Source organism: Lutimonas sp. (assembly GCF_051011215.1).
In the GTDB taxonomy this organism is placed as follows: Bacteria; Bacteroidota; Bacteroidia; order Flavobacteriales; family Flavobacteriaceae; genus Lutimonas.
In genome coordinates this window covers 26,208-44,688 of record NZ_JBPCUJ010000006.1, presented here as the reverse complement: position 1 = coordinate 44,688, position 18,481 = coordinate 26,208, and the positions used below count along the sequence as shown (strand labels likewise).

Below are 18,481 nucleotides of genomic sequence, written 5' to 3'. Positions count from 1 at the left end.
ATTTGGGTATCTTTAAAAATACCAGTAACTCGATTTTTGTGTTAAATTATGGCCGTGAAAAAGATATTTTTTGTAATTTTTGCCGTTATATTGATGGTGTCTTGCTCCGATGATGATAGTTATGAGTACCATTATGAATTGCTTCCGATTGAAGATGCAACGGTACCGGATGAGTTTATTTACGGAGAAGTATACGACCTGTCGGTGAATTATATAGTGCCCAGTGATTGCTATGTCAATAGTGATATTCTTTATGAGTATGACTATGATGCCAGAAACGTAGCGGTGATTTCACTTGTTATCGAGAGTAACGATTGTGAAACCATAGATCTGGAACAAGAGCTTAGCTTTAAAGTTCACGCTTTACAGAAAAGCCCTTATCTTTTTAGATTCTGGCAAGGAGATGATGAAAATGGCGACCCCATTTATTTAGAATTTGAGGTCCCGGTAACAAATATAAGTGTAGAAAAAGCCAATGAGTTTAAAGAAACTCATACTAAAATGTAAAAGTGGAGATATTATCTCCCAGTCTGAGATTTACCATCTCTTTGCTGGTAAGCTCTTTGCCATATGCCTTAAATATTCAAAGACGCAGCAAGAAGCAGAAGACAATTTACAAGAGGCTTTTATCACTATATTTAAGAAGATTGACCAATTTCGATTCAAGGGATCATTCGAGGGATGGATGAAAAGAATTGTGATCAATACAGCTTTACAGACATATCGTCAAAAGAATGTGTTGAATTTGGTTGAAGAAAATTATCCCGAAGAAGTTGAAGTGGAAATCAACGAAAGTGATGTTTCCCTTGATTATTTATTGAAAATTATTCAGGAATTACCTGAAAGATATAGAATGGTTTTTAACCTGTATGTCTTGGATGGTTTTTCTCATAAAGAAATTTCTCAAATGCTCCATATAGCAGAGGGAACATCAAAATCAAACTTGTCCAGAGCAAGATTGATTTTAAAGGAAAAAGTTGAATCAAGTCAGCAGCAGAAAAATGCTGGATTGTTTTAGCAATTGTAAAAACGAATGTTAGAAAGAAAAAACATAGATAGGGTTTTTCAAGAGAACTTAAAAGATTTGGAGATCTATCCAAATAAGCGAGTTTGGAACAATATTGAGGGTTCGCTGCATGGCAAAACCACAAAATCCTCTGTTGCTCTTTGGAAAAAACTAGGTGGAATTGCTGCCATGCTGGCTGCTATAATCACTTCTGGATTGTTTTATTTTAACAACGATACCAACTCGCAAATTACCACACCGGTTAGTTCCACCGAATCAAAAACTGAAAAAATTCAGTTTGAAACACCTTTAACTCCTGTCTTCGTGCAACCCAAGGCTGAGTTAGCTGAAAATAAGGATGAAATCAAAATTGACAGAAAATCGGGTAAAACCATATTCATAAAACAACCTAACAACAAGGTAATTGTCACCGATAATGAAATAGCATCTATTTATTCCACCATCGAAGATAAATATGTAGTTGATAAGAATGTATTGATGGAAGGCATGGATGATATGGAAGACATGAACGAAACCCAATCCATTGCAGCCCGGATCAATGAAATTCCTGCCACCACCAAAGAAATCGACCCGATTGATAAAAAATGGTCTGTAGGACCCACAGTGGCGCCCGTTTTCTATAATTCACTGCAAAATGGATCTCCATTAAATGATGCCCTTTCTGAAAACACTAAAAGTTCTGACAACGCGTTGTCCATTGGTGTAAGAGTTAATTATCAGGTCTCAAATAAATTCTTTATTCAATCTGGTGTTAATAAGGTAGAACTCGCTTATAACACTAAAAATGTGAATGCGCTGATCTCTTCTTCTAAAAATTCATTCAACAATATCAATACAGATAAATCCGGAGTTATTTTAACTCCTGCTTCAAATCTGTCGAATAGCGGAAGTCAAAATGAATTGAACAAATCAAGTGTAAATGGAGATTTAAATCAATCGATTGAATATTTTGAATTACCTATTGAAATGAAATACAATCTGTATGATAAAAAAGTGGGATTAAATCTTGTGGGTGGTTTCAGTACCTTGATATTATCTAACAATTCTGTCTCAATGGTCACACAAAATGACGTGACAGACCTGGGGGATGCCAATAATCTGAATGATCTCAATTTTAGTGGTAATTTAGGGGTTGACCTCGATTATAAAATCAGCAAAAGCTGGTACCTGAATGTGGCCCCTATGTTTAAATACCAATTCAACACCTATTCTGGTAATTCTGGTAATTTCAGACCCTATTATTTCGGCCTTTACTCAGGCTTAAATTATAAATTCTAAGAAGCTCTTTTCGGTCTTCAATTTCACAATTTCTTATTTTTTAGGCTTTGATTTTAACTATTTTTAAATAATAGTAAATTCTTACGTCAAATTCTGTTAATTTTACATTTCTATGCAGTTAGGTATAGAAGTAACAGACTATTAAATTAAAAAATATAACTATGGGATTAGTAGCAACTGATTATGGCATCCAGGAAGCCTTAGCTCAATTAGGCGTAAAAGATATCAATGAGGGAAGTTCAACTGGATCTGATTTTTTTTCAAACGGTAGTGAATTATCATCGTTTTCGCCGGTTGATGGAAAATTGATTGCAAAAGTTAAAACCAGTACGGCAGAAGATTATGAAAGAGTAATGACCACAGCTGGTAAGGCTTTTATTGAGTGGCGACAAATTCCGGCGCCTCAACGCGGGGAAGTTGTAAGACAATTTGGAGAAAAACTCCGAGAGTTAAAGGAACCTCTTGGCAAACTTGTTTCTTATGAAATGGGAAAAAGTCTTCAGGAAGGTTTAGGAGAAGTACAGGAAATGATTGATATCTGTGATTTTGCAGTTGGTCTGTCCAGACAGCTTCATGGGTTGACAATGCACAGTGAGCGCCCCGGGCACCGTATGTACGAACAATACCATGCATTGGGTGTCGTTGGGATCATTTCTGCTTTTAATTTTCCGGTTGCTGTTTGGGCCTGGAATACTGCTTTGGCCTGGATCTGTGGAGATGTTTGTGTCTGGAAACCCAGTGAAAAAACACCGCTTTGCGGAATTGCCTGTCAGCATATTGCTGCCTCCGTATTTAAAGCCAACGGATTGCCTGAAGGAATATCTTGTCTCATTAACGGAGATTACAAGGTGGGAGAAATGTTAACCAATGACAAAAGAGTTCCGTTAATTTCGGCTACAGGATCCATCAGAATGGGTAAAATAGTCGCTCAGAAAGTGGCTGCCCGTTTGGGTAAATCACTGTTAGAACTAGGTGGAAATAATGCCATCATTGTAAGTCCTGATGCTGATATTAAAATGACGATCATTGGTGCCGTATTTGGTGCGGTCGGAACTGCAGGACAACGATGTACTTCTACCAGAAGACTGATTATTCATGAGAGTATCTATGACAAGGTGAAAAATGCCCTGATCGAAGCCTACGCACAATTGCGAATCGGGAATCCTTTGGACGAAAATAACCATGTAGGTCCCCTTATTGACACGGATGCAGTAGACATGTATAAACATGCTCTGAGTGAAGTTGTAAAGCAGGGTGGCACCCTACTCCTTGAAGGAGGCGTATTAGAAGGAGAAGGCTATGAGAGTGGTTGCTATGTAAGACCCGCAATTGCAGAAGCTGATAATAGTTTCGCTATTGTTCAGCATGAAACTTTTGCTCCGATTTTATATCTTTTAAAATATTCTGGTGATTTAAAAAATGCCATTGATGTTCAGAACGGTGTGGTGCAAGGTCTATCATCTGCTATTATGACCAATAACCTCAGAGAAGCAGAAGCCTTTCTATCCGTTGCCGGATCTGATTGTGGAATTGCCAATGTGAACATAGGAACTTCAGGAGCAGAAATAGGAGGTGCTTTCGGTGGTGAAAAAGAAACCGGAGGTGGACGTGAGTCTGGTTCTGATGCATGGAAAGTTTATATGAGAAGGCAGACAAATACCATCAACTATACAACAGATCTTCCTTTGGCACAAGGAATAAAATTCGATCTTTAAAAAAGTATGTTTTGATCAAAAAAAATCGCCCCGATCCCTCGGGGCGACATTTGGTTGAAATAAATCAACCAAAATCAACTAACCAAACCTTTTCTTAAATATTTTTAGTGCGTTTCTGCTCTGTTCTACATTAAACGCAAACCGTTTCTTTTTGTTGTAGTCTTTAAAATCAAATAATCAGTAATCGCTTTTTTGTCGTCTCAAAAGACCAGCATGACGACTTTTTTTCCTTTCTCATTTAGCTTCTACAAAATAAATGCTTCTTTTTCCCAATTTGTCACAATCAAATGTTAAAGTTTTTTTACCGCTTCTGGCATTCTTTAATAAACCTTTGCATTCTGTAACATCAGAATCAATATTCGTGCCAACTTGAACCTAAAATCTGGGCAAAAGTGTTAATTTATTTATAAAATTGTAAAGAAACACCGGGGGCTAAACTATCTTAAATTGCTTACTAACAAACTTTTAGTCGTAATACTATATGATTCCTTACGAGAATGGAAAAGAGCGTTTATTTCTCGCCATATTATTATTTCGGTAGTCTGAACCACCTGATTATCTAAAAATACGGATAGAAACTATCTGCCATTTTGACCTACTAAATGAAAGCAAAAAAAAACGAACAAAAATGGCCAAAAAAGTATACTAATTAACATGGAAAAACGTTATTAATTATGAGTTTAATCCTTTAAACTTTTGCTATGAAAAAAATACTTATTATGCTATGCGCTGCATTGTTCTATGTGTCAGTTAATGCGCAATCTTATGAAGGAAAAGGGGACAGTAAAATTAATGTTGGCTATGAGGCTTACGGTTTTGGAAGCGGTATTAAAGCAACCTATGATTATGGGCTCAGTGATCTGTTTTCATTAGGTGCCGGAGCAAGTGCCTATTTCAATGACGGTGAAAATGACTATTATATTTATGCCAGATCACAGGTTCATTTAGGAATAGCACTGGATTTTTCAAGAAAATTTGACCTCTATCCTGGAATAGAGCTTGGATATCTGTCAAGTGAAAAAATCGGCATTGGTGCCTACCTTGGTGTACGTTATTTCTTTACAAAGAAAATGGGCATTTTTGCAGAAATCGGAAACAGTGGATCTGTGGGGTTAAGCATTAATGTGTAGTCTAAGGCATAAATACCTTATCCATTTTTTTGATGCCAGACACCTTATGGTAACCTTCTAAACCATTGACTGAATAAAGTAATACCGCCTGATCATCTTCCAGGTCAAAAGGAATCTTTTTTTCTTGGCCTGCCGGAGTATTTCCATATTCTGCCGCTGGGTTTTTATGAAGAACCATGTCCTTATCTCTAAATCTTGAGAAGTTTCCCTTGATCTCAAAGCCGTAACTATTAAATTCAGGAACGATATCATATTCGTTATTCTGAAAATATAATTTGGAAAAAGAAATGTTCATTGAACTTGTCTTTCCTCTCAAAACTATCGTGGTACCCTCAGTTCCTTGCTTTCCTCCTACCCAGTAAAAATAGCTTTTCTCTACTATTTCAAAAGGTACAGATGAATCTAAACTCTGACTTTTACAAGCAACAAACATCAGGGTAAGTGCAGTAAAAAAAAGGTACATGCTGTTTTTCTTCATAACCAAAAATTTGGGTTTAGATTAATAGGCTCTTTCTTTTTTACCTTCGTAAAAATTCATAAAAGCTTTATTCACAACTTTCATTCCACCCGGAGTTGGGAAATCTCCGGTAAAATACCAATCTCCTGTATCATTTGGACAAGCTCTGTGGAGGTTTTCAATAGATTGAAAAATAATCTGAACTTCAGAACTAATGTTTTCTGTCTTTAATAATTCAGCTATTTTATCAGAAATCTGCTCAGCTGTAAACGGAGCATAAATTTCCTTCACATGATTTACAGGTCTTTCCTCATGCTGGCTGGCCTTACATTTGGCATACACTTCATCAATCAAATGATATTGATCTGTTTCCTTCAACAAGGCCAAGGTGGCCTTGAAGGCAATAAACTCATCGATACGAGCCATATCAATTCCGTAACAATCAGGATATCTAATTTGCGGTGCAGAAGAAACAACAATTATCTTCTTAGGATTAAGACGGTCCAAAATCTTTATAATACTTTTCTTTAATGTTGTCCCTCTCACAATACTATCGTCGATAATCACCAAATTATCATTTGGTTTAACAACCCCATAAGTAACATCATAAACATGGGCAACCAGGTCGTCCCTACTATTATCATCAGTGATAAAGGTTCTTAACTTGGCATCCTTAATGGCTATTTTTTCAATTCTTGGTCGTTCAGAAAGAATTTCTGTCAATTTCTGGGCTGAGATATTCTTGTTTCCATTCAGAATGGTCTGAAGTTTATGCTCATTCAGATATTCTTCTGCAGCTTCCGTCATCCCATAAAAAGATGTTTCCGCTGTATTAGGAATATACGAAAAAACCGAATTGGAAATATCGTTATCAATGGATTCAAGCACCTTTGGAAAGATATACTTTCCTAACATTTTTCTTTCTTGATAAATAGCGGCATCACTCCCTCTTGAAAAATAAATTCTTTCAAAAGAACATGACTTTTTTGGCAATTGCTCCATTACCTGCTTCGTACTAACAGATCCATCTTTTTTGATGATCAGCGCATGTGCCCTTTCTATCTCTTTTACATCTTCAAAATCAACATTAAATACCGTTTGGATAACTGGTCTTTCTGAAGCAACTACGACTACCTCATCATCTTTGTAATAATAAGCTGGTCTGATTCCAGCCGGGTCTCTTAAAACAAATGCATCCCCATGACCGATCATTCCTGCCATGGCATAACCACCATCCCAGTTTTTGGATGCTCTCGTTAAAATTCTCTGAACATCAAGTTCCTTGGCGATTAAAGGTGAAGCCTCTTTTTTATTGATTCCCTTTTGCTTGAACTTATAATAAAGATCTAATACTTCATCGTCGAGAAAATGACCGATTTTTTCCATCACAGTGACGGTATCCGTATTCTCTTTCGGGTGCTGACCTAATTCGATCAACTCTTTTAATAGGTCACCAGAATTCGTCATATTGAAGTTTCCGGCAACAATCAGGTTCTTATGTTTCCAGTTGTTTTGTCTTAGAAATGGATGAACGCTTTCAATGCTGTTATTCCCGAAAGTTCCATAACGAACATGTCCTAAATAAATGTTCCCCAAATATGGCATATTTGCCATTTGCCAGTCGAGATCACTGGTTTTATCCGGATGTTCAGCAATTACACCGTTCAAACGTGCGTTTATTTTAGCAAATACATCTTGAATAGGCTGCTGCTCATTCGACCTAACCCTGCTGATATACCTGGTTCCGGGTTCCACATCAAACTTGATACTGGCAAAGCCCGCTCCATCCTGGCCTCTGTTATGCTGCTTCTCCATCAAGAGGTACATCTTATTGATCCCGTAAAAAGCAGTTCCGTATTTCTCTTTATAATACTGAATCGGTTTTAGCAATCGTACCATTGCAATCCCACATTCATGTTTTAAAGCATCACTCATCTTCTTTGACTCTTAGTGTGTTAATTCTATTTCAAATTGAGTTAGTTGTTTAAATTGCTTCAATCTCTCCTGAATTTCCTGCTGGCCCAGGTTTTCCATTCTTTTCGTCCCGAATTTTTCAACACAAAAGGAAGCAAAATTTGATCCAAAAATAACAGCTCTTTTCATGTTTTCGAACGATACATCTGACGTGCTGGCCAGGTATCCAATAAACCCTCCTGCAAAGGTATCTCCTGCACCTGTAGGATCAAAAACTTCTTCCAACGGCAATGCCGGAGCAAAGAAAACATCTCCATTATTAAATAATAAAGCCCCATTTTCTCCCTTTTTAATAACTACATATTGAGGGCCCATTTCGTGAATTATCTGAGCAGCTTTCACTAAAGAATATTCTCCGCTTAGCTGTCTGGCCTCTTCGTCATTTATGGTAATTACATCAATCTTTGAAATCACTTCCTTTAATTCATCCATGGTATTGTCCATCCAGAAGTTCATGGTATCAAGAACAACCAATTTAGGTCTTTTCGGAATCTGATTGATCACAGACATCTGAACTGCAGGGTGTAAATTCCCAAGCATTAAAAAGTCGCAATCCTGAAAATTATCCGGAACCACAGGTTGGAAATCTGCTAACACATTCAGGTCCGTAGCAAGGGTGTCTCTCGTATTTAAATTGTAGTCATACTTTCCACTCCAAAAGAAGGTCTTTCCTTCTTTTACAATTTCCAGCCCGGTCAAATCAATGTTTTTATCCCTGAGCATCTGTAAATATTCTTGCGGAAAATCACCTCCAACCACTGAAATAATTCCAGTATCTAAGCCAAAATTTGAGGCAGACAAACCAATGTAAGTAGCTGCTCCTCCCAGTATCTTTTCAGTCTTTCCGAACGGTGTTTCAATTGCATCAAAAGCAACTGTTCCAACAATTAAAAGTTTTCCCATGTCAATTCAAATTACTTATTTTTGCAAAAATAAGTTTAAAAAATGACTATTAAAGATTTACAAGAAGAAATTATCGAAGACTTTGATCTCTTTGACGATTGGATGGAGCGATACGAATTCATTATCGAAAACGGAAAATCCCTGCCGAAAATAGAGGATCAAAACAAATCTGACGACAACATTATCAAAGGGTGTCAGTCGAAAGTTTGGTTGCATGCTGATTATGAAAACGGAAACTTACATTTCACTGCGGACAGCGATGCGATTTTGACCAAAGGAATCATCTCCTTGCTTTTAAAAGTATATAATGATCAAAGTCCGGAAAATATCCTTGCGAATGATCCTTATTTCATCGATAAAATTGGGCTAAAAGAGCATTTATCCCCTACACGTGCCAATGGTTTGCTCTCAATGGTCAAGCAAATTAAGCTTCTCGCACTGGCTTATAAAACAAAAAACTCCTAAGAAGGGATATTTTGCAGTGAATATACATTAGTGTATCTTTGCCCTTATTTAGAATGATTTTAAAGTGCCGCAATGAACGATAAAATAAAGGAAGATCTCGGAGAAAAGATTGTAGGAGTTATCAAAACTATATTTGATCCTGAAATCCCAGTTGATATATATGAATTGGGATTGATTTATGATGTTTTTGTCAATGAAGACACAGATGTAAAAGTTCTGATGACCTTAACATCTCCTAATTGTCCCGTAGCAGAAACGCTGCCGATGGAGGTTGAAGAAAAAATTCGTTCGATCGAAGAGGTAAGAAACGCAGAAGTCGAGATTACTTTTGACCCAACCTGGACCCAGGACATGATGAGCGAAGAAGCAAAGTTAGAGCTGGGGTTTTTATAATCTAATTTTACCGATACAGAAGAAATGTCTGGAGAAATTATCAATAGAGTTGCCAACAGTAAGCTAATTACACTAGATCTTGAAGACTATTACCCTTCGGGAGATCGGGTAGTTTTAGATATTAGCACCTGGTTATTCCAAGGCTTTATTTTAAAAGAAAAGGACTTTAGAGAATCCGTTGACCAACATGACTGGAGTCAATACCAAGACAAGTACGTCGCCATTATCTGTTCAACCGATGCCATCATCCCTTCATGGGCCTACTTGTTAATCAGCACCTCGCTTTCTCCCTATGCAGCTAAATTTGTAATTGGTGATTTAGAGCTGCTTGAAAATGCTATTTTTCAAGATATTATTGCAAATATTTCGCTTGATCCATTTAAAGATGCGCCGGTAATTATAAAAGGATGTTCTGATAAAAATATTCCGGACTCTGCCTATGCCTATTTAACTCAAAGACTTGTTTCAGTTGTCCGATCACTCATGTTTGGCGAAGCTTGTTCCAGTGTTCCCTTATATAAAAAGAAAAAATAGAACTGCTATTTAATTGCGTTAATTTGGTTATTTTTGCGACTTAATAACCTAATTATTTTCCCCATGAAAAAATTTATACTCGCCCTGATCTTGATGGTTGGTTTTAGCAGTCTTACTGCCCAAACCAAAGAAGAATTAAAAGCTTTACAAAAAGAAAAAAACGATTCTATTGCTGTATTGAAAGGCAAAGCTGATGCCATTCAGGCTGAAATAGATGCCTTACCCGGCTGGAGGTTAAAAGCCACTGGAACTATTGGAGGTAGTATTTCTGGCTTCAACAATTGGTATTCAAAAGAAACTCCGAATTCCTCTGTTGGAAACTTCGGAATTAATGTGAATGCATATGCAGATCTTATCGAAGAGAAATATTTTTGGAAGAATGCTACCAATATCAATATCGGTTGGGTAAAGTTTGACGATAAAGATGATACTTCTGATAGCGAAGATTATGAAGTAGCAACTGATGTTTTTAGCCTAAGCTCCTTATATGGTTATAAAGTAGCCAAAAACTTTGCGGTATCTGCCTTGTTGGAATACAGATCTACGCTTGTCAATAATTTTAATGACCCTGGTTTTTTAGACGTTGGTGTGGGTGGTACCTGGACCCCTGTTAGTAATTTAGTGGTTGTAATCCATCCTGCGAACTACAATTTTGTATTCAGTAGCGGGGATGCTCAGTACGATTCTACCTTTGGTGCGAAAGTGGTGGCAGATTATACCAGAAAATTCGGAGGTTTAAATGTAAAGTCAAATCTGTCTGTCTTTTTAAGCTATGAAGGATCAGATTTTTCAAATTATACCTGGACGAACTCATTTAGCTATACATTCTGGAAATCCTTAGGTGTTGGTTTCGATTTCGGATTGAGAAAAAACAAACAAGAAGCTCTTAATTACGAACTCGGATTTGATCCGGATGCGACTTTTGAGACTGTTGATAATGCCTTGCAATCTTACTGGTTACTTGGTTTAAACATCACACTAGACTAATTACTCGTTATTTTAAGAAGTAAATTGAACACAAAGATTTAGTTTAATTTTTAGGATAATCGATTAATTTAATACATTAGCGTAAAAGAAGATCAATGACCCTATTAATCGTCTACGGAGTTCTGTCCATCTGCTTTTCTTTTCTCTGCTCGATTTTGGAGGCAGTTTTATTAAGTGTCACTCCAACTTTTGTAACAGTAAGAATCAATGAAGGCAAGGCCTATGCAAAAACTTTAAAGAAACTTAAAGAACAGATAGACCAGCCTTTAATTACCATTTTAACCATTAACACAATTGCACACACCGTTGGTGCCATTCTAGTTGGTGTGCAGGCAGAAAAAACATTTGGTTCGGGCAACAGTGCCCTTGGAATAGTCTCCGCTATCATGACATTTTTGATCCTGGTGCTTTCTGAAATCATTCCCAAGTCGATCGGAGCGAATTATTGGAAAAATCTCGCGAACTTTTCAACAAAAATGATCGTCATTCTGATGTTCCCTTTAAAATACACGGGGATTTTATGGCTCTTGGAATTTACAACGAAAATTGTGGGTAAAAACGCTCATGAAACAAATGTTAGTCGCGAAGATTTTCATGCCATGGCTGATATAGCTCAGGAAGAAGGGGTGTTTCAAGAATCTGAAAGTCAGGTTATTAAAAACATCATTGACTTTAAGAACATGGCGGTAAAAGATATCATGACGCCCAGAACAGTTGTAAAAAGTGCTCAGGAGCAGATGAAGATCAAGGACTTTTACGATCAAAACCCCAAGCTTAAATTTTCTCGAATTCCCATCTATAAAGATTCATCGGATGATATCTCAAGCTATTTTTTAAAAGATGAATTGTTCGAGTCAATCATTGATGGAAAAGGCGATCAGGAATTAAAAAGTATTGCCAGAGAAATCTTTGTAGCCAACAGGGAAACTCCCATCAAGGATTTATTCGACCAACTCATAGACAAGCAGGAACACATTGCCTTGGTTGTTGATGAATTTGGAACCGTAAGCGGCATTGTGTCTCAGGAAGATATCATAGAAACCTTACTGGGCTTTGAGATCGTTGACGAGAGTGACGGAGATGAAGACCTCCAGGTGCTCGCCCGTAAATTGTGGAAAATTCGCGCAAAACGTCTTGGAATTATTGAGGATGACAGTCCTGAGGAAATGGGCAATTAATTATTCTCGTCGTATTCTTCGTATAAAAAGTTGTTATACGGAAATCTTGTCACATGAATCTTTTTGACCTCGTCAAAAACCCTTTTTTTGAACTCCTCCAGGTTATCCTTGTTTAAAGCCGATATAAACACACATTGATTCTCCATTTTCGCATACCAGCTCTTTTTCCAGTCTTCGAGTGAATAATGTTCTTTGGTTCGCTCAGTCGTCAGATCATCTTCATCGATGGTCTCATGACTATAGGCATCGATTTTATTAAAAACCATTATCGTTGGCTTTGAAGACTTCTCATGTTCAGGCGTAATCTCACTAATAATTTTATTCACGGAATCAATATGGTCCTCAAAATTAGAGTGCGAAATATCAACCACATGCAACAAAAGATCTGCTTCTCTGACCTCATCAAGCGTGGACTTAAAAGATTCAACCAATTGGGTTGGTAACTTGCGTATAAATCCAACCGTATCAGTTAACAAAAAAGGAATATTCCTGATAACAACCTTCCTCACAGTGGTATCTAAGGTTGCAAAGAGTTTGTTTTCTGCAAAAACATCGCTCTTACTAATTACATTCATTAGAGTCGATTTTCCAACGTTGGTATAACCTACCAGAGCTACTCGAACCATTTTTCCACGATTCTTTCTCTGAACAGCCATTTGCTTGTCAATCTTCTTCAGTTTATTCTTTAACAGGGTAATCTTATCTCTAATAATCCTTCGATCAGTTTCGATTTCGGTTTCACCAGGTCCTCTCATCCCAATCCCCCCTTTTTGACGTTCCAGGTGGGTCCACATTCTGGTAAGCCTGGGCAGTAAATATTGACATTGTGCCAATTCTACCTGCGTTCTGGCATAGGAAGTCTGCGCTCTTTGAGCAAAAATATCCAGAATTAAATTTGTCCTGTCCAGTACTTTACAATCCAGTAATTTTTCAACATTACGCATCTGAGCCGGATTCAGTTCATCATCAAAAATCACTGTTTTAACCTCCGCCTGTTCAATATAAGAACGGACTTCTTCTATTTTTCCAGTACCAATAAATGTTTTCGGGTTCGGAAATTCTAGTTTTTGAACGAATCTTTTGACAACTACCCCGCCGGCCGTATATGTCAAAAATTCTAACTCATCCAAATACTCCACAGACTTCTCCTCATTCTGTTCTTTGGTAATGACACCAACCAAAACGACGTTCTCTATTTTCGAATCCCTTTTTTCTAACATGCTGCAAATTTACAACCCTTTTTATTCTTATCTAATTGATTTTTCCTATTTTGGACCTTCTGTCCTAAATTTCTATGTCAAAAACCTTTTCCATAGCCTTTTATAACCTTGAAAATCTTTTTGACCCCTTAGAAACAACCAAAACCCTTGACAGGGACTTTACACCTAATGGACGCTACAGTTGGAGTGAGGATAAATATCAAAAAAAAATAACCAATCTTTCTAAAACTATTGCAAAAATTGGGCTTACACGTTGCGATACCCCACCCATTCTCATTGGAGTTTGCGAAGTTGAAAATGAAACTTGCCTGAATGATTTAGTCCAATCATCTTCTTTAAAAAGTTTTGGCTATGGTTTTGTTTTTCATGAATCTCCCGATCGCAGAGGTATTCATGTGGCTTTATTGTATCAAAAAAGTCATTTTACTGTTGAAAAAAACACACCCATTTCTGTTGGGTATTCGAATGATCAAGAAATTGAAGGAACACGTGATATTCTTCATATAAAAGGTCGCTTGTTTAAGCAGTCTGTTAACTTGATTATAAATCATTGGCCCTCCAGATCTGATGGTACAAAAAGCACAGAGCACAAAAGATTAAATGCCTCAAAAGAAGTACAAGGTGTAATAGACAAAATCAATCGTTCCGAACAAGAGGCTAAAATAATCGTTATGGGTGATTTCAATGATGAACCATCCAGTGGAAGTCTGTCGCCAATTCTTGATCAAGGTTTTGAAAATCCTATGCTGGAATTTCAAAAATTAAAAAAAGGTTCCGTTAAATTTAAAGGAAAATGGATCATGTTCGATCAAATTTTATTTAACCACCATCTAAAAAAATCAACCCAGTTCGAATACCTTTCCACTCAAATATATGTTGAACCCAGCCTTATTCAAAAATCAGGAAAACATCGCGGATCGCCAAAACGAACCTTTAATGGAAGCTATTATCTAGGGGGTTACAGTGATCACTTCCCTGTCTTTACGTATTTTAATTTATTAGAATCCTAAGAACCGCCCTGCGAACAGAAGCCTCAGTATTCTCCCAGAATTAGAATGTTATCAATATCATAGGTCGTAGATATTCCCGGGTCTGCGCCCAAATACCGGAATGCCAAATGAAATTTTTCCTGCATACAACCAATCGGAATTTTTCCGGAATTCTGAAATGTTTTGTTACCATCATCTCTTGATCCAACCGAGACACGCGTCTGCAGTTGATGCCAGTTGGAATTGATAAAGTCTCCTTGATAATCCGTACTAAACCAAAGTGTTAAAACAGTTCCTTCCTCAAAAGTGGCTCTTGAATCAAATGATAAACTTACATTTTTTTCCAAGGGTACACTAAGTTCCGGACTTATGAGCCAGGCATCCATCACATACTCATCAGAATTGTAAGCGGTCACTTGCACATAGGTATTCTCGTTACTACTTCTTTTCCGAAATTTTGAATTGCCAAAGTTTACATTCAAATTCTTCCATCCCAATTTTACAAGGTCCGCAGTGCTTTTCAAAGCATCAAAGTTTTCATAATAAACTACTTTTCCCTCTTTAATTTCCTGTTCGCCATCACAATTAAAAAAAGATGGATCGCAACGTGGCTGAACAGACTCCTCAATATCGAGCAAGTGATTCAACATTAAATGAATGTCCCCCGAATAATAATCTCTCGTTAATACCGCTCGAATATGAAATGAATCTTCCGGTAACAAACGAGTTTTAAATTTTGCATAAACACTCGTGAAAAGAGTCGTTCTTTCCAGGGCCTCACATTGCTCAATGATGCGTTCGCCGTTATAGGTGTCATAGACTTCTGATGAGAATGTTTTATTTAATTCATTATGCGCAAACTGAACATCCCTTAGTTCAATAAAGGTGTTAATCATGCCTTTCGAATAGTCCTTTAATTCGACCGAGAACGGCACAATTGTCTCCGTCTTTTCAGACTTGTATATAAACGAATCCAATAGTGGTGATGGTATTTCATCTATCTCACCTTTTAAAAGATAGCCAAGAATATATTTTTCGTTCACCTTCTGAATGCTGAGTCCACTTACATTTATCAATAGTTTTCGCCCAAAATTATACTTGGAATAATATGACTTCAGATCTATTCTTACTTCAAGTCCGTGTAATGGATTCTCCGGCTTGTCCTGAACGATCAAGGTTTTGAAAAAATTACCCGCCTCATCACTTGAGATTACATAGGCGCTGAAGATAATCGTATCTTCACTTTTAAAGGTGTAAATATCTTGTTCAGAATTTTCATAGGCCTTTATAATTCCTTCCATATTAGTAGTCGATTGGATGTCTATTTCATTTAATCCAACTTCTTCCAAGGCAAACTCAGGTGATTCAACACAGGCGAATAAGCAATAGAGCAGCAAGTAAGAACTTAATAGTTTTAAACTTCTTCTCATATCCTGATATAAATAGAAGAAAAAAACGTACTGCCATAACCCAACCAATATTTCGGACCAAACAAAGGTTTTTCTCTCGTTTTATCTTCCAACAGACGTTGATAATTGGCATTCCTGGATTGCTCAAATCCCCCTGTCTTATACACAGCATCCATCACATTATTCAGTGATACAAAGAAACCAAGATATAAATCCTTGATTTTCCAAGATTTCCCTCCCACAATATTTAAGGTCCAATAGGGGTTCAAAGGTTCTTGCTGTAACAAAACATTTGCAGTTTCTATATCAATTTGCGGCAGTGTTGATCCATCAGTGTCTAAATAAAAATTCTTCGTTCTGGTTATCGGGGCGACGGAGACGTAAGAATTATCAAAAATATTGACACTTGAACTCAACCACCAATAGCTTGGGCTCGAATATTCGAGACCAAAAGACAAGGCTTTTTGAGGCCCTGAGGAAGCGAAATAACCTTTCAATTGAGATTCTCCTAAATGCAGTGTTTCTTCAATGGAATTGGAAGTAAGATAGAGCTCTGGATCAGACGTATAAAACGAATTTCCCAGAGCAGCAACTGTTCTGAGCTTAAGCCCTGATAAAATTTTAGCTTCAAGTGCAAATTCAAAACCGGCATATAACTTATTTATGCCAGTCAGGACCTCCTGTACATAGGCACTGTTTTCCTGATTACCCAATCCTATCAGACCATCTGCATAATAGAATGAAATATTTGTCGCATTGATACTATGTAAATAATAGCCCGAAAAAGAAGCATAAATCACAGGATGTCTCCAGGTATAATTAAAGTCAAATCCCATGGACTCTTTGACCCTAAGGTTTTCTACTAAATTATTACTCTCTCTAATATTAGAGAAAATGCTTTTCAGCACTGGAGCATTTTGTAGATAATTCACATTGGCAGATAAAACATGTCTTCCTGTAATTCGATATGAATATCCCGTTTTAAAGCTTGTAGAATTAAAGGTTGCGGATTCACTTTTGCCTATGGACAGGTTTCCTGGATTCCTTCCGTTTTCATACAGGCCATTGCGTTGATAGCTTTGTGCCGCCATTTCGAAACCAGCATAAAATTCGCTTTTTTTCGAAGTAAACTTAGCCCCTAGATGAGACCTTAATTCAATGGCCCCTAACTCATAATTGTATCTGAATTTCTCTTTTTCAATAACAATCCTATTCGGTTCTTTTAGATTATTTTGCGCCTGATTTAGGTTTTCCGAAAATGAATCAACATCAAGATATCCTTTTCCACCTAAAAGATCAATCATATAGGCATAGTTCTCAGATTGAAAATTTCGTATAAATAAAGAGCCTTGGAATAATAGTCTGTTACTCACATGATGAGAGAAAGATGTTTTAAAGGAAAGACTTTGACTTTCATCAACATCTTCATATAAGGCATAAATTGCATTCTTTCCGTCAGCCTGGTTCAGGTTTGCCTCCTGTAAACTTTCCCAATCAACCTGTCCATTTTGCCTAATTTCTCTTTCTGCCAAAAAAGCGTTTGCATAATCAGTCTGTAGCGGTGAACGTAAAAAATAACTTGGTAACTTTTGATAGTATGTCGCATCGGGATTTATTCCCTGTCCAACGGTGGTTTGTAAACCCCCTAATAATGTACTGCCATTATAATCTAACCTGCTGAAAGATACCTGTCCGTTTTGATAGGTAACATGGGCATCTATGCTCCACTTAGGATTTGGATTGAAGTAATAATTCAATTGAGTTATAGGTTCATGAATTTTCTTTTCTCTGGAATTTCTTCTCTTTCCCCATTGATATCCCCAATATGAATTATAGCTAGTGCCTTTTAATTGAAATACCTCATCGGTCATTGGAGATGATCTTCCCCGGTCATTGTTTGCATAAATAAATGTAGCATTTAAATGGTGTTTTTGACCAATCCTTCTATCCATTGAAACCAGTAAGGATTTCGCATGATAATTTGTCCCTTGCCGGTAGCCCGTTTTAGCATTCCTCATTGAAGCCGATAACATGATCGACCAGTTTTTATTTATAAGTCCTGTGGCATAGGTAATCATTAATCTTGTTGTATAATTCTTATTAGCAGCAGACATTGACAACTTCAAACCTTTCCTTTGAATATTGGCAACACTAAGCATATTGATACTTTTTGCCATCCCTCCTAAGGCATAATTAGTTGGATGCATTTCAGAAAATACTTCCTGCTTCCTAAGTGCATCATTCAATCCTCCCCAATTACTCCATTCAGGCCTTCCTGTAAGTACCTTGTTCAATCTAACACCATTCAACATGACCAAACCCTGTTCCGATCCCAGAAATCTTCTTCGAAAAAAATTGCTTCCGAAATCGAAAGCTGCAGTTCTTGAGAAAACATCTTTTCTGGAACTCAATAAACCTGAAATGTTCTCTATGTCATAATTGCTATTCTCGGCTGCTTCTTGACTTACTTCCATCATGCTTTGGTTCAAATCGGTCTCGTTTTCAGGCAGTAATGCTATAATACCCATATCAATATTTTTGCTGCTTCCTCTCTTTTTTAATTCAATTCTCCTGCTTTTAAATTCTATTAAATCGCATAATAGGGTGGTCTTTTCCTTTAAAAAAATACGCTTGCTAAAGAACCCATTTTCGTCAGTAAACAGGACCTCTTCGTTCTCTTCAACCAGAATCCTGACGCCTTCCAAAGGGGCTTCTGAGATGCTATCAATGATTCTTCCATGTAAGATGCGCTGACCTGCACTTTGTTGTATCATCAAAAAGCAACTAATAATTAACAAGAATAATCTTGAAGACATATAGGG

The 18,481-nt window shown here is 37.1% G+C and carries 17 protein-coding genes; 11 read left to right on the top strand and 6 right to left on the bottom strand.

Annotated elements, in window-relative coordinates; genetic code table 11:
- Positions 1 to 54: 54 nt before the first annotated feature.
- The 5 genes from ACR2MV_RS00570 (at position 55) to ACR2MV_RS00550 (ending at position 5,150) form a co-directional block, all read left to right on the top strand.
- Entirely contained in the window at positions 55 to 507 is a 453-nt protein-coding gene (locus tag ACR2MV_RS00570; protein ID WP_434019918.1) for a hypothetical protein, read from the top strand.
- Positions 476 to 1,018, top strand: a complete 543-nt coding sequence (locus ACR2MV_RS00565; RefSeq protein WP_434019917.1) for an RNA polymerase sigma factor — start codon at positions 476 to 478, stop codon at positions 1,016 to 1,018. The genes ACR2MV_RS00570 and ACR2MV_RS00565 overlap by 32 nt, the downstream gene beginning before the upstream one ends.
- 15 nt (positions 1,019 to 1,033) lie before the next feature.
- The gene (locus tag ACR2MV_RS00560) at positions 1,034 to 2,305 is read left to right on the top strand and encodes a hypothetical protein (protein WP_434019916.1); all 1,272 of its coding nucleotides are present in this window, start codon (positions 1,034 to 1,036) and stop codon (positions 2,303 to 2,305) included.
- A 161-nt stretch (positions 2,306 to 2,466) separates the two neighbouring features.
- The gene (amaB, locus tag ACR2MV_RS00555) at positions 2,467 to 4,020 is read left to right on the top strand and encodes an L-piperidine-6-carboxylate dehydrogenase (protein ID WP_434019915.1); all 1,554 of its coding nucleotides are present in this window, start codon (positions 2,467 to 2,469) and stop codon (positions 4,018 to 4,020) included.
- 701 nt (positions 4,021 to 4,721) lie between these two features.
- A complete protein-coding gene (locus ACR2MV_RS00550) occupies positions 4,722 to 5,150 on the top strand; it encodes a DUF6646 family protein (RefSeq protein ID WP_434019914.1) in 429 nt (142 codons plus the stop codon).
- Between the two features lies 1 nt (position 5,151).
- Here ACR2MV_RS00550 and ACR2MV_RS00545 read toward each other — a convergent pair whose 3' ends face one another.
- The 3 genes from ACR2MV_RS00545 to ACR2MV_RS00535 are packed head-to-tail and all read right to left on the bottom strand — an operon-like array spanning position 5,152 to position 8,484.
- Complete coding sequence (locus ACR2MV_RS00545) at positions 5,152 to 5,628, bottom strand: hypothetical protein (protein WP_434019913.1); 477 nt, start codon at positions 5,626 to 5,628, stop codon at positions 5,152 to 5,154.
- A 21-nt stretch (positions 5,629 to 5,649) separates the two neighbouring features.
- Positions 5,650 to 7,542 carry an amidophosphoribosyltransferase gene (locus ACR2MV_RS00540; RefSeq protein WP_434019912.1) on the bottom strand — a complete coding sequence of 631 codons (1,893 nt, stop codon included), beginning with the start codon at positions 7,540 to 7,542 and terminating at the stop codon, positions 5,650 to 5,652.
- 12 nt (positions 7,543 to 7,554) lie between these two features.
- Entirely contained in the window at positions 7,555 to 8,484 is a 930-nt protein-coding gene (locus ACR2MV_RS00535; protein WP_434019911.1) for a PfkB family carbohydrate kinase, read from the bottom strand.
- Positions 8,485 to 8,526: 42 nt separating this feature from the next.
- Between ACR2MV_RS00535 and ACR2MV_RS00530 the strand changes: the two genes are divergently transcribed.
- The 5 genes from ACR2MV_RS00530 to ACR2MV_RS00510 all read left to right on the top strand — a co-directional run bounded on the left by ACR2MV_RS00530 (position 8,527) and on the right by ACR2MV_RS00510 (position 12,041).
- Positions 8,527 to 8,949, top strand: coding sequence for a SufE family protein (locus ACR2MV_RS00530; RefSeq protein WP_434019910.1), 423 nt, complete (start codon positions 8,527 to 8,529; stop codon positions 8,947 to 8,949).
- 72 nt (positions 8,950 to 9,021) lie between these two features.
- On the top strand, positions 9,022 to 9,342 hold the full coding sequence (locus tag ACR2MV_RS00525; RefSeq protein WP_434019909.1) for a DUF59 domain-containing protein: 321 nt from the start codon (positions 9,022 to 9,024) through the stop codon (positions 9,340 to 9,342).
- A 24-nt stretch (positions 9,343 to 9,366) separates the two neighbouring features.
- A complete protein-coding gene (locus ACR2MV_RS00520) occupies positions 9,367 to 9,876 on the top strand; it encodes a DUF2480 family protein (protein ID WP_434019908.1) in 510 nt (169 codons plus the stop codon).
- A 63-nt stretch (positions 9,877 to 9,939) separates the two neighbouring features.
- Entirely contained in the window at positions 9,940 to 10,863 is a 924-nt protein-coding gene (locus ACR2MV_RS00515) for a DUF3078 domain-containing protein (protein WP_434019907.1), read from the top strand.
- Positions 10,864 to 10,958: 95 nt separating this feature from the next.
- A complete protein-coding gene (locus tag ACR2MV_RS00510; RefSeq protein WP_434019906.1) occupies positions 10,959 to 12,041 on the top strand; it encodes a CNNM domain-containing protein in 1,083 nt (360 codons plus the stop codon).
- On the opposite strand, the gene hflX is transcribed toward ACR2MV_RS00510, so the two are convergent.
- Positions 12,038 to 13,261, bottom strand: a complete 1,224-nt coding sequence (hflX, locus tag ACR2MV_RS00505; protein WP_434019905.1) for a GTPase HflX — start codon at positions 13,259 to 13,261, stop codon at positions 12,038 to 12,040. The two genes, ACR2MV_RS00510 and hflX, sit on opposite strands and share 4 nt — an antisense overlap.
- A gap of 74 nt (positions 13,262 to 13,335) precedes the next feature.
- On the opposite strand from hflX, the gene ACR2MV_RS00500 reads away from it, so the two are divergent.
- Complete coding sequence (locus tag ACR2MV_RS00500; protein ID WP_434019904.1) at positions 13,336 to 14,271, top strand: endonuclease; 936 nt, start codon at positions 13,336 to 13,338, stop codon at positions 14,269 to 14,271.
- A gap of 23 nt (positions 14,272 to 14,294) precedes the next feature.
- Here the strand turns inward: ACR2MV_RS00500 and ACR2MV_RS00495 are convergent, their stop codons facing one another.
- Positions 14,295 to 15,680, bottom strand: coding sequence for a DUF5689 domain-containing protein (locus tag ACR2MV_RS00495; RefSeq protein ID WP_434019903.1), 1,386 nt, complete (start codon positions 15,678 to 15,680; stop codon positions 14,295 to 14,297).
- On the bottom strand, positions 15,677 to 18,433 hold the full coding sequence (locus ACR2MV_RS00490; protein WP_434019902.1) for a TonB-dependent receptor: 2,757 nt from the start codon (positions 18,431 to 18,433) through the stop codon (positions 15,677 to 15,679). Before ACR2MV_RS00490 ends, ACR2MV_RS00495 begins: the two co-directional genes overlap by 4 nt.
- Positions 18,434 to 18,481: the final 48 nt, after the last annotated feature.

Coding starts and splice junctions, on each gene's coding strand:
- ACR2MV_RS00540 (WP_434019912.1), bottom strand. CDS start 7,542: ATGAGTGATGCTTTAAAACATGAATGTGGGATTGCAATGGTACGATTG.
- ACR2MV_RS00550 (WP_434019914.1), top strand. CDS start 4,722: ATGAAAAAAATACTTATTATGCTATGCGCTGCATTGTTCTATGTGTCA.
- ACR2MV_RS00545 (WP_434019913.1), bottom strand. CDS start 5,628: ATGAAGAAAAACAGCATGTACCTTTTTTTTACTGCACTTACCCTGATG.
- ACR2MV_RS00565 (WP_434019917.1), top strand. CDS start 476: ATGAGTTTAAAGAAACTCATACTAAAATGTAAAAGTGGAGATATTATC.
- ACR2MV_RS00525 (WP_434019909.1), top strand. CDS start 9,022: ATGAACGATAAAATAAAGGAAGATCTCGGAGAAAAGATTGTAGGAGTT.
- ACR2MV_RS00530 (WP_434019910.1), top strand. CDS start 8,527: ATGACTATTAAAGATTTACAAGAAGAAATTATCGAAGACTTTGATCTC.
- amaB (WP_434019915.1), top strand. CDS start 2,467: ATGGGATTAGTAGCAACTGATTATGGCATCCAGGAAGCCTTAGCTCAA.
- ACR2MV_RS00510 (WP_434019906.1), top strand. CDS start 10,959: ATGACCCTATTAATCGTCTACGGAGTTCTGTCCATCTGCTTTTCTTTT.
- ACR2MV_RS00535 (WP_434019911.1), bottom strand. CDS start 8,484: ATGGGAAAACTTTTAATTGTTGGAACAGTTGCTTTTGATGCAATTGAA.
- ACR2MV_RS00520 (WP_434019908.1), top strand. CDS start 9,367: ATGTCTGGAGAAATTATCAATAGAGTTGCCAACAGTAAGCTAATTACA.
- ACR2MV_RS00500 (WP_434019904.1), top strand. CDS start 13,336: ATGTCAAAAACCTTTTCCATAGCCTTTTATAACCTTGAAAATCTTTTT.
- hflX (WP_434019905.1), bottom strand. CDS start 13,261: ATGTTAGAAAAAAGGGATTCGAAAATAGAGAACGTCGTTTTGGTTGGT.
- ACR2MV_RS00490 (WP_434019902.1), bottom strand. CDS start 18,433: ATGATACAACAAAGTGCAGGTCAGCGCATCTTACATGGAAGAATCATT.
- ACR2MV_RS00560 (WP_434019916.1), top strand. CDS start 1,034: ATGTTAGAAAGAAAAAACATAGATAGGGTTTTTCAAGAGAACTTAAAA.
- ACR2MV_RS00515 (WP_434019907.1), top strand. CDS start 9,940: ATGAAAAAATTTATACTCGCCCTGATCTTGATGGTTGGTTTTAGCAGT.
- ACR2MV_RS00495 (WP_434019903.1), bottom strand. CDS start 15,680: ATGAGAAGAAGTTTAAAACTATTAAGTTCTTACTTGCTGCTCTATTGC.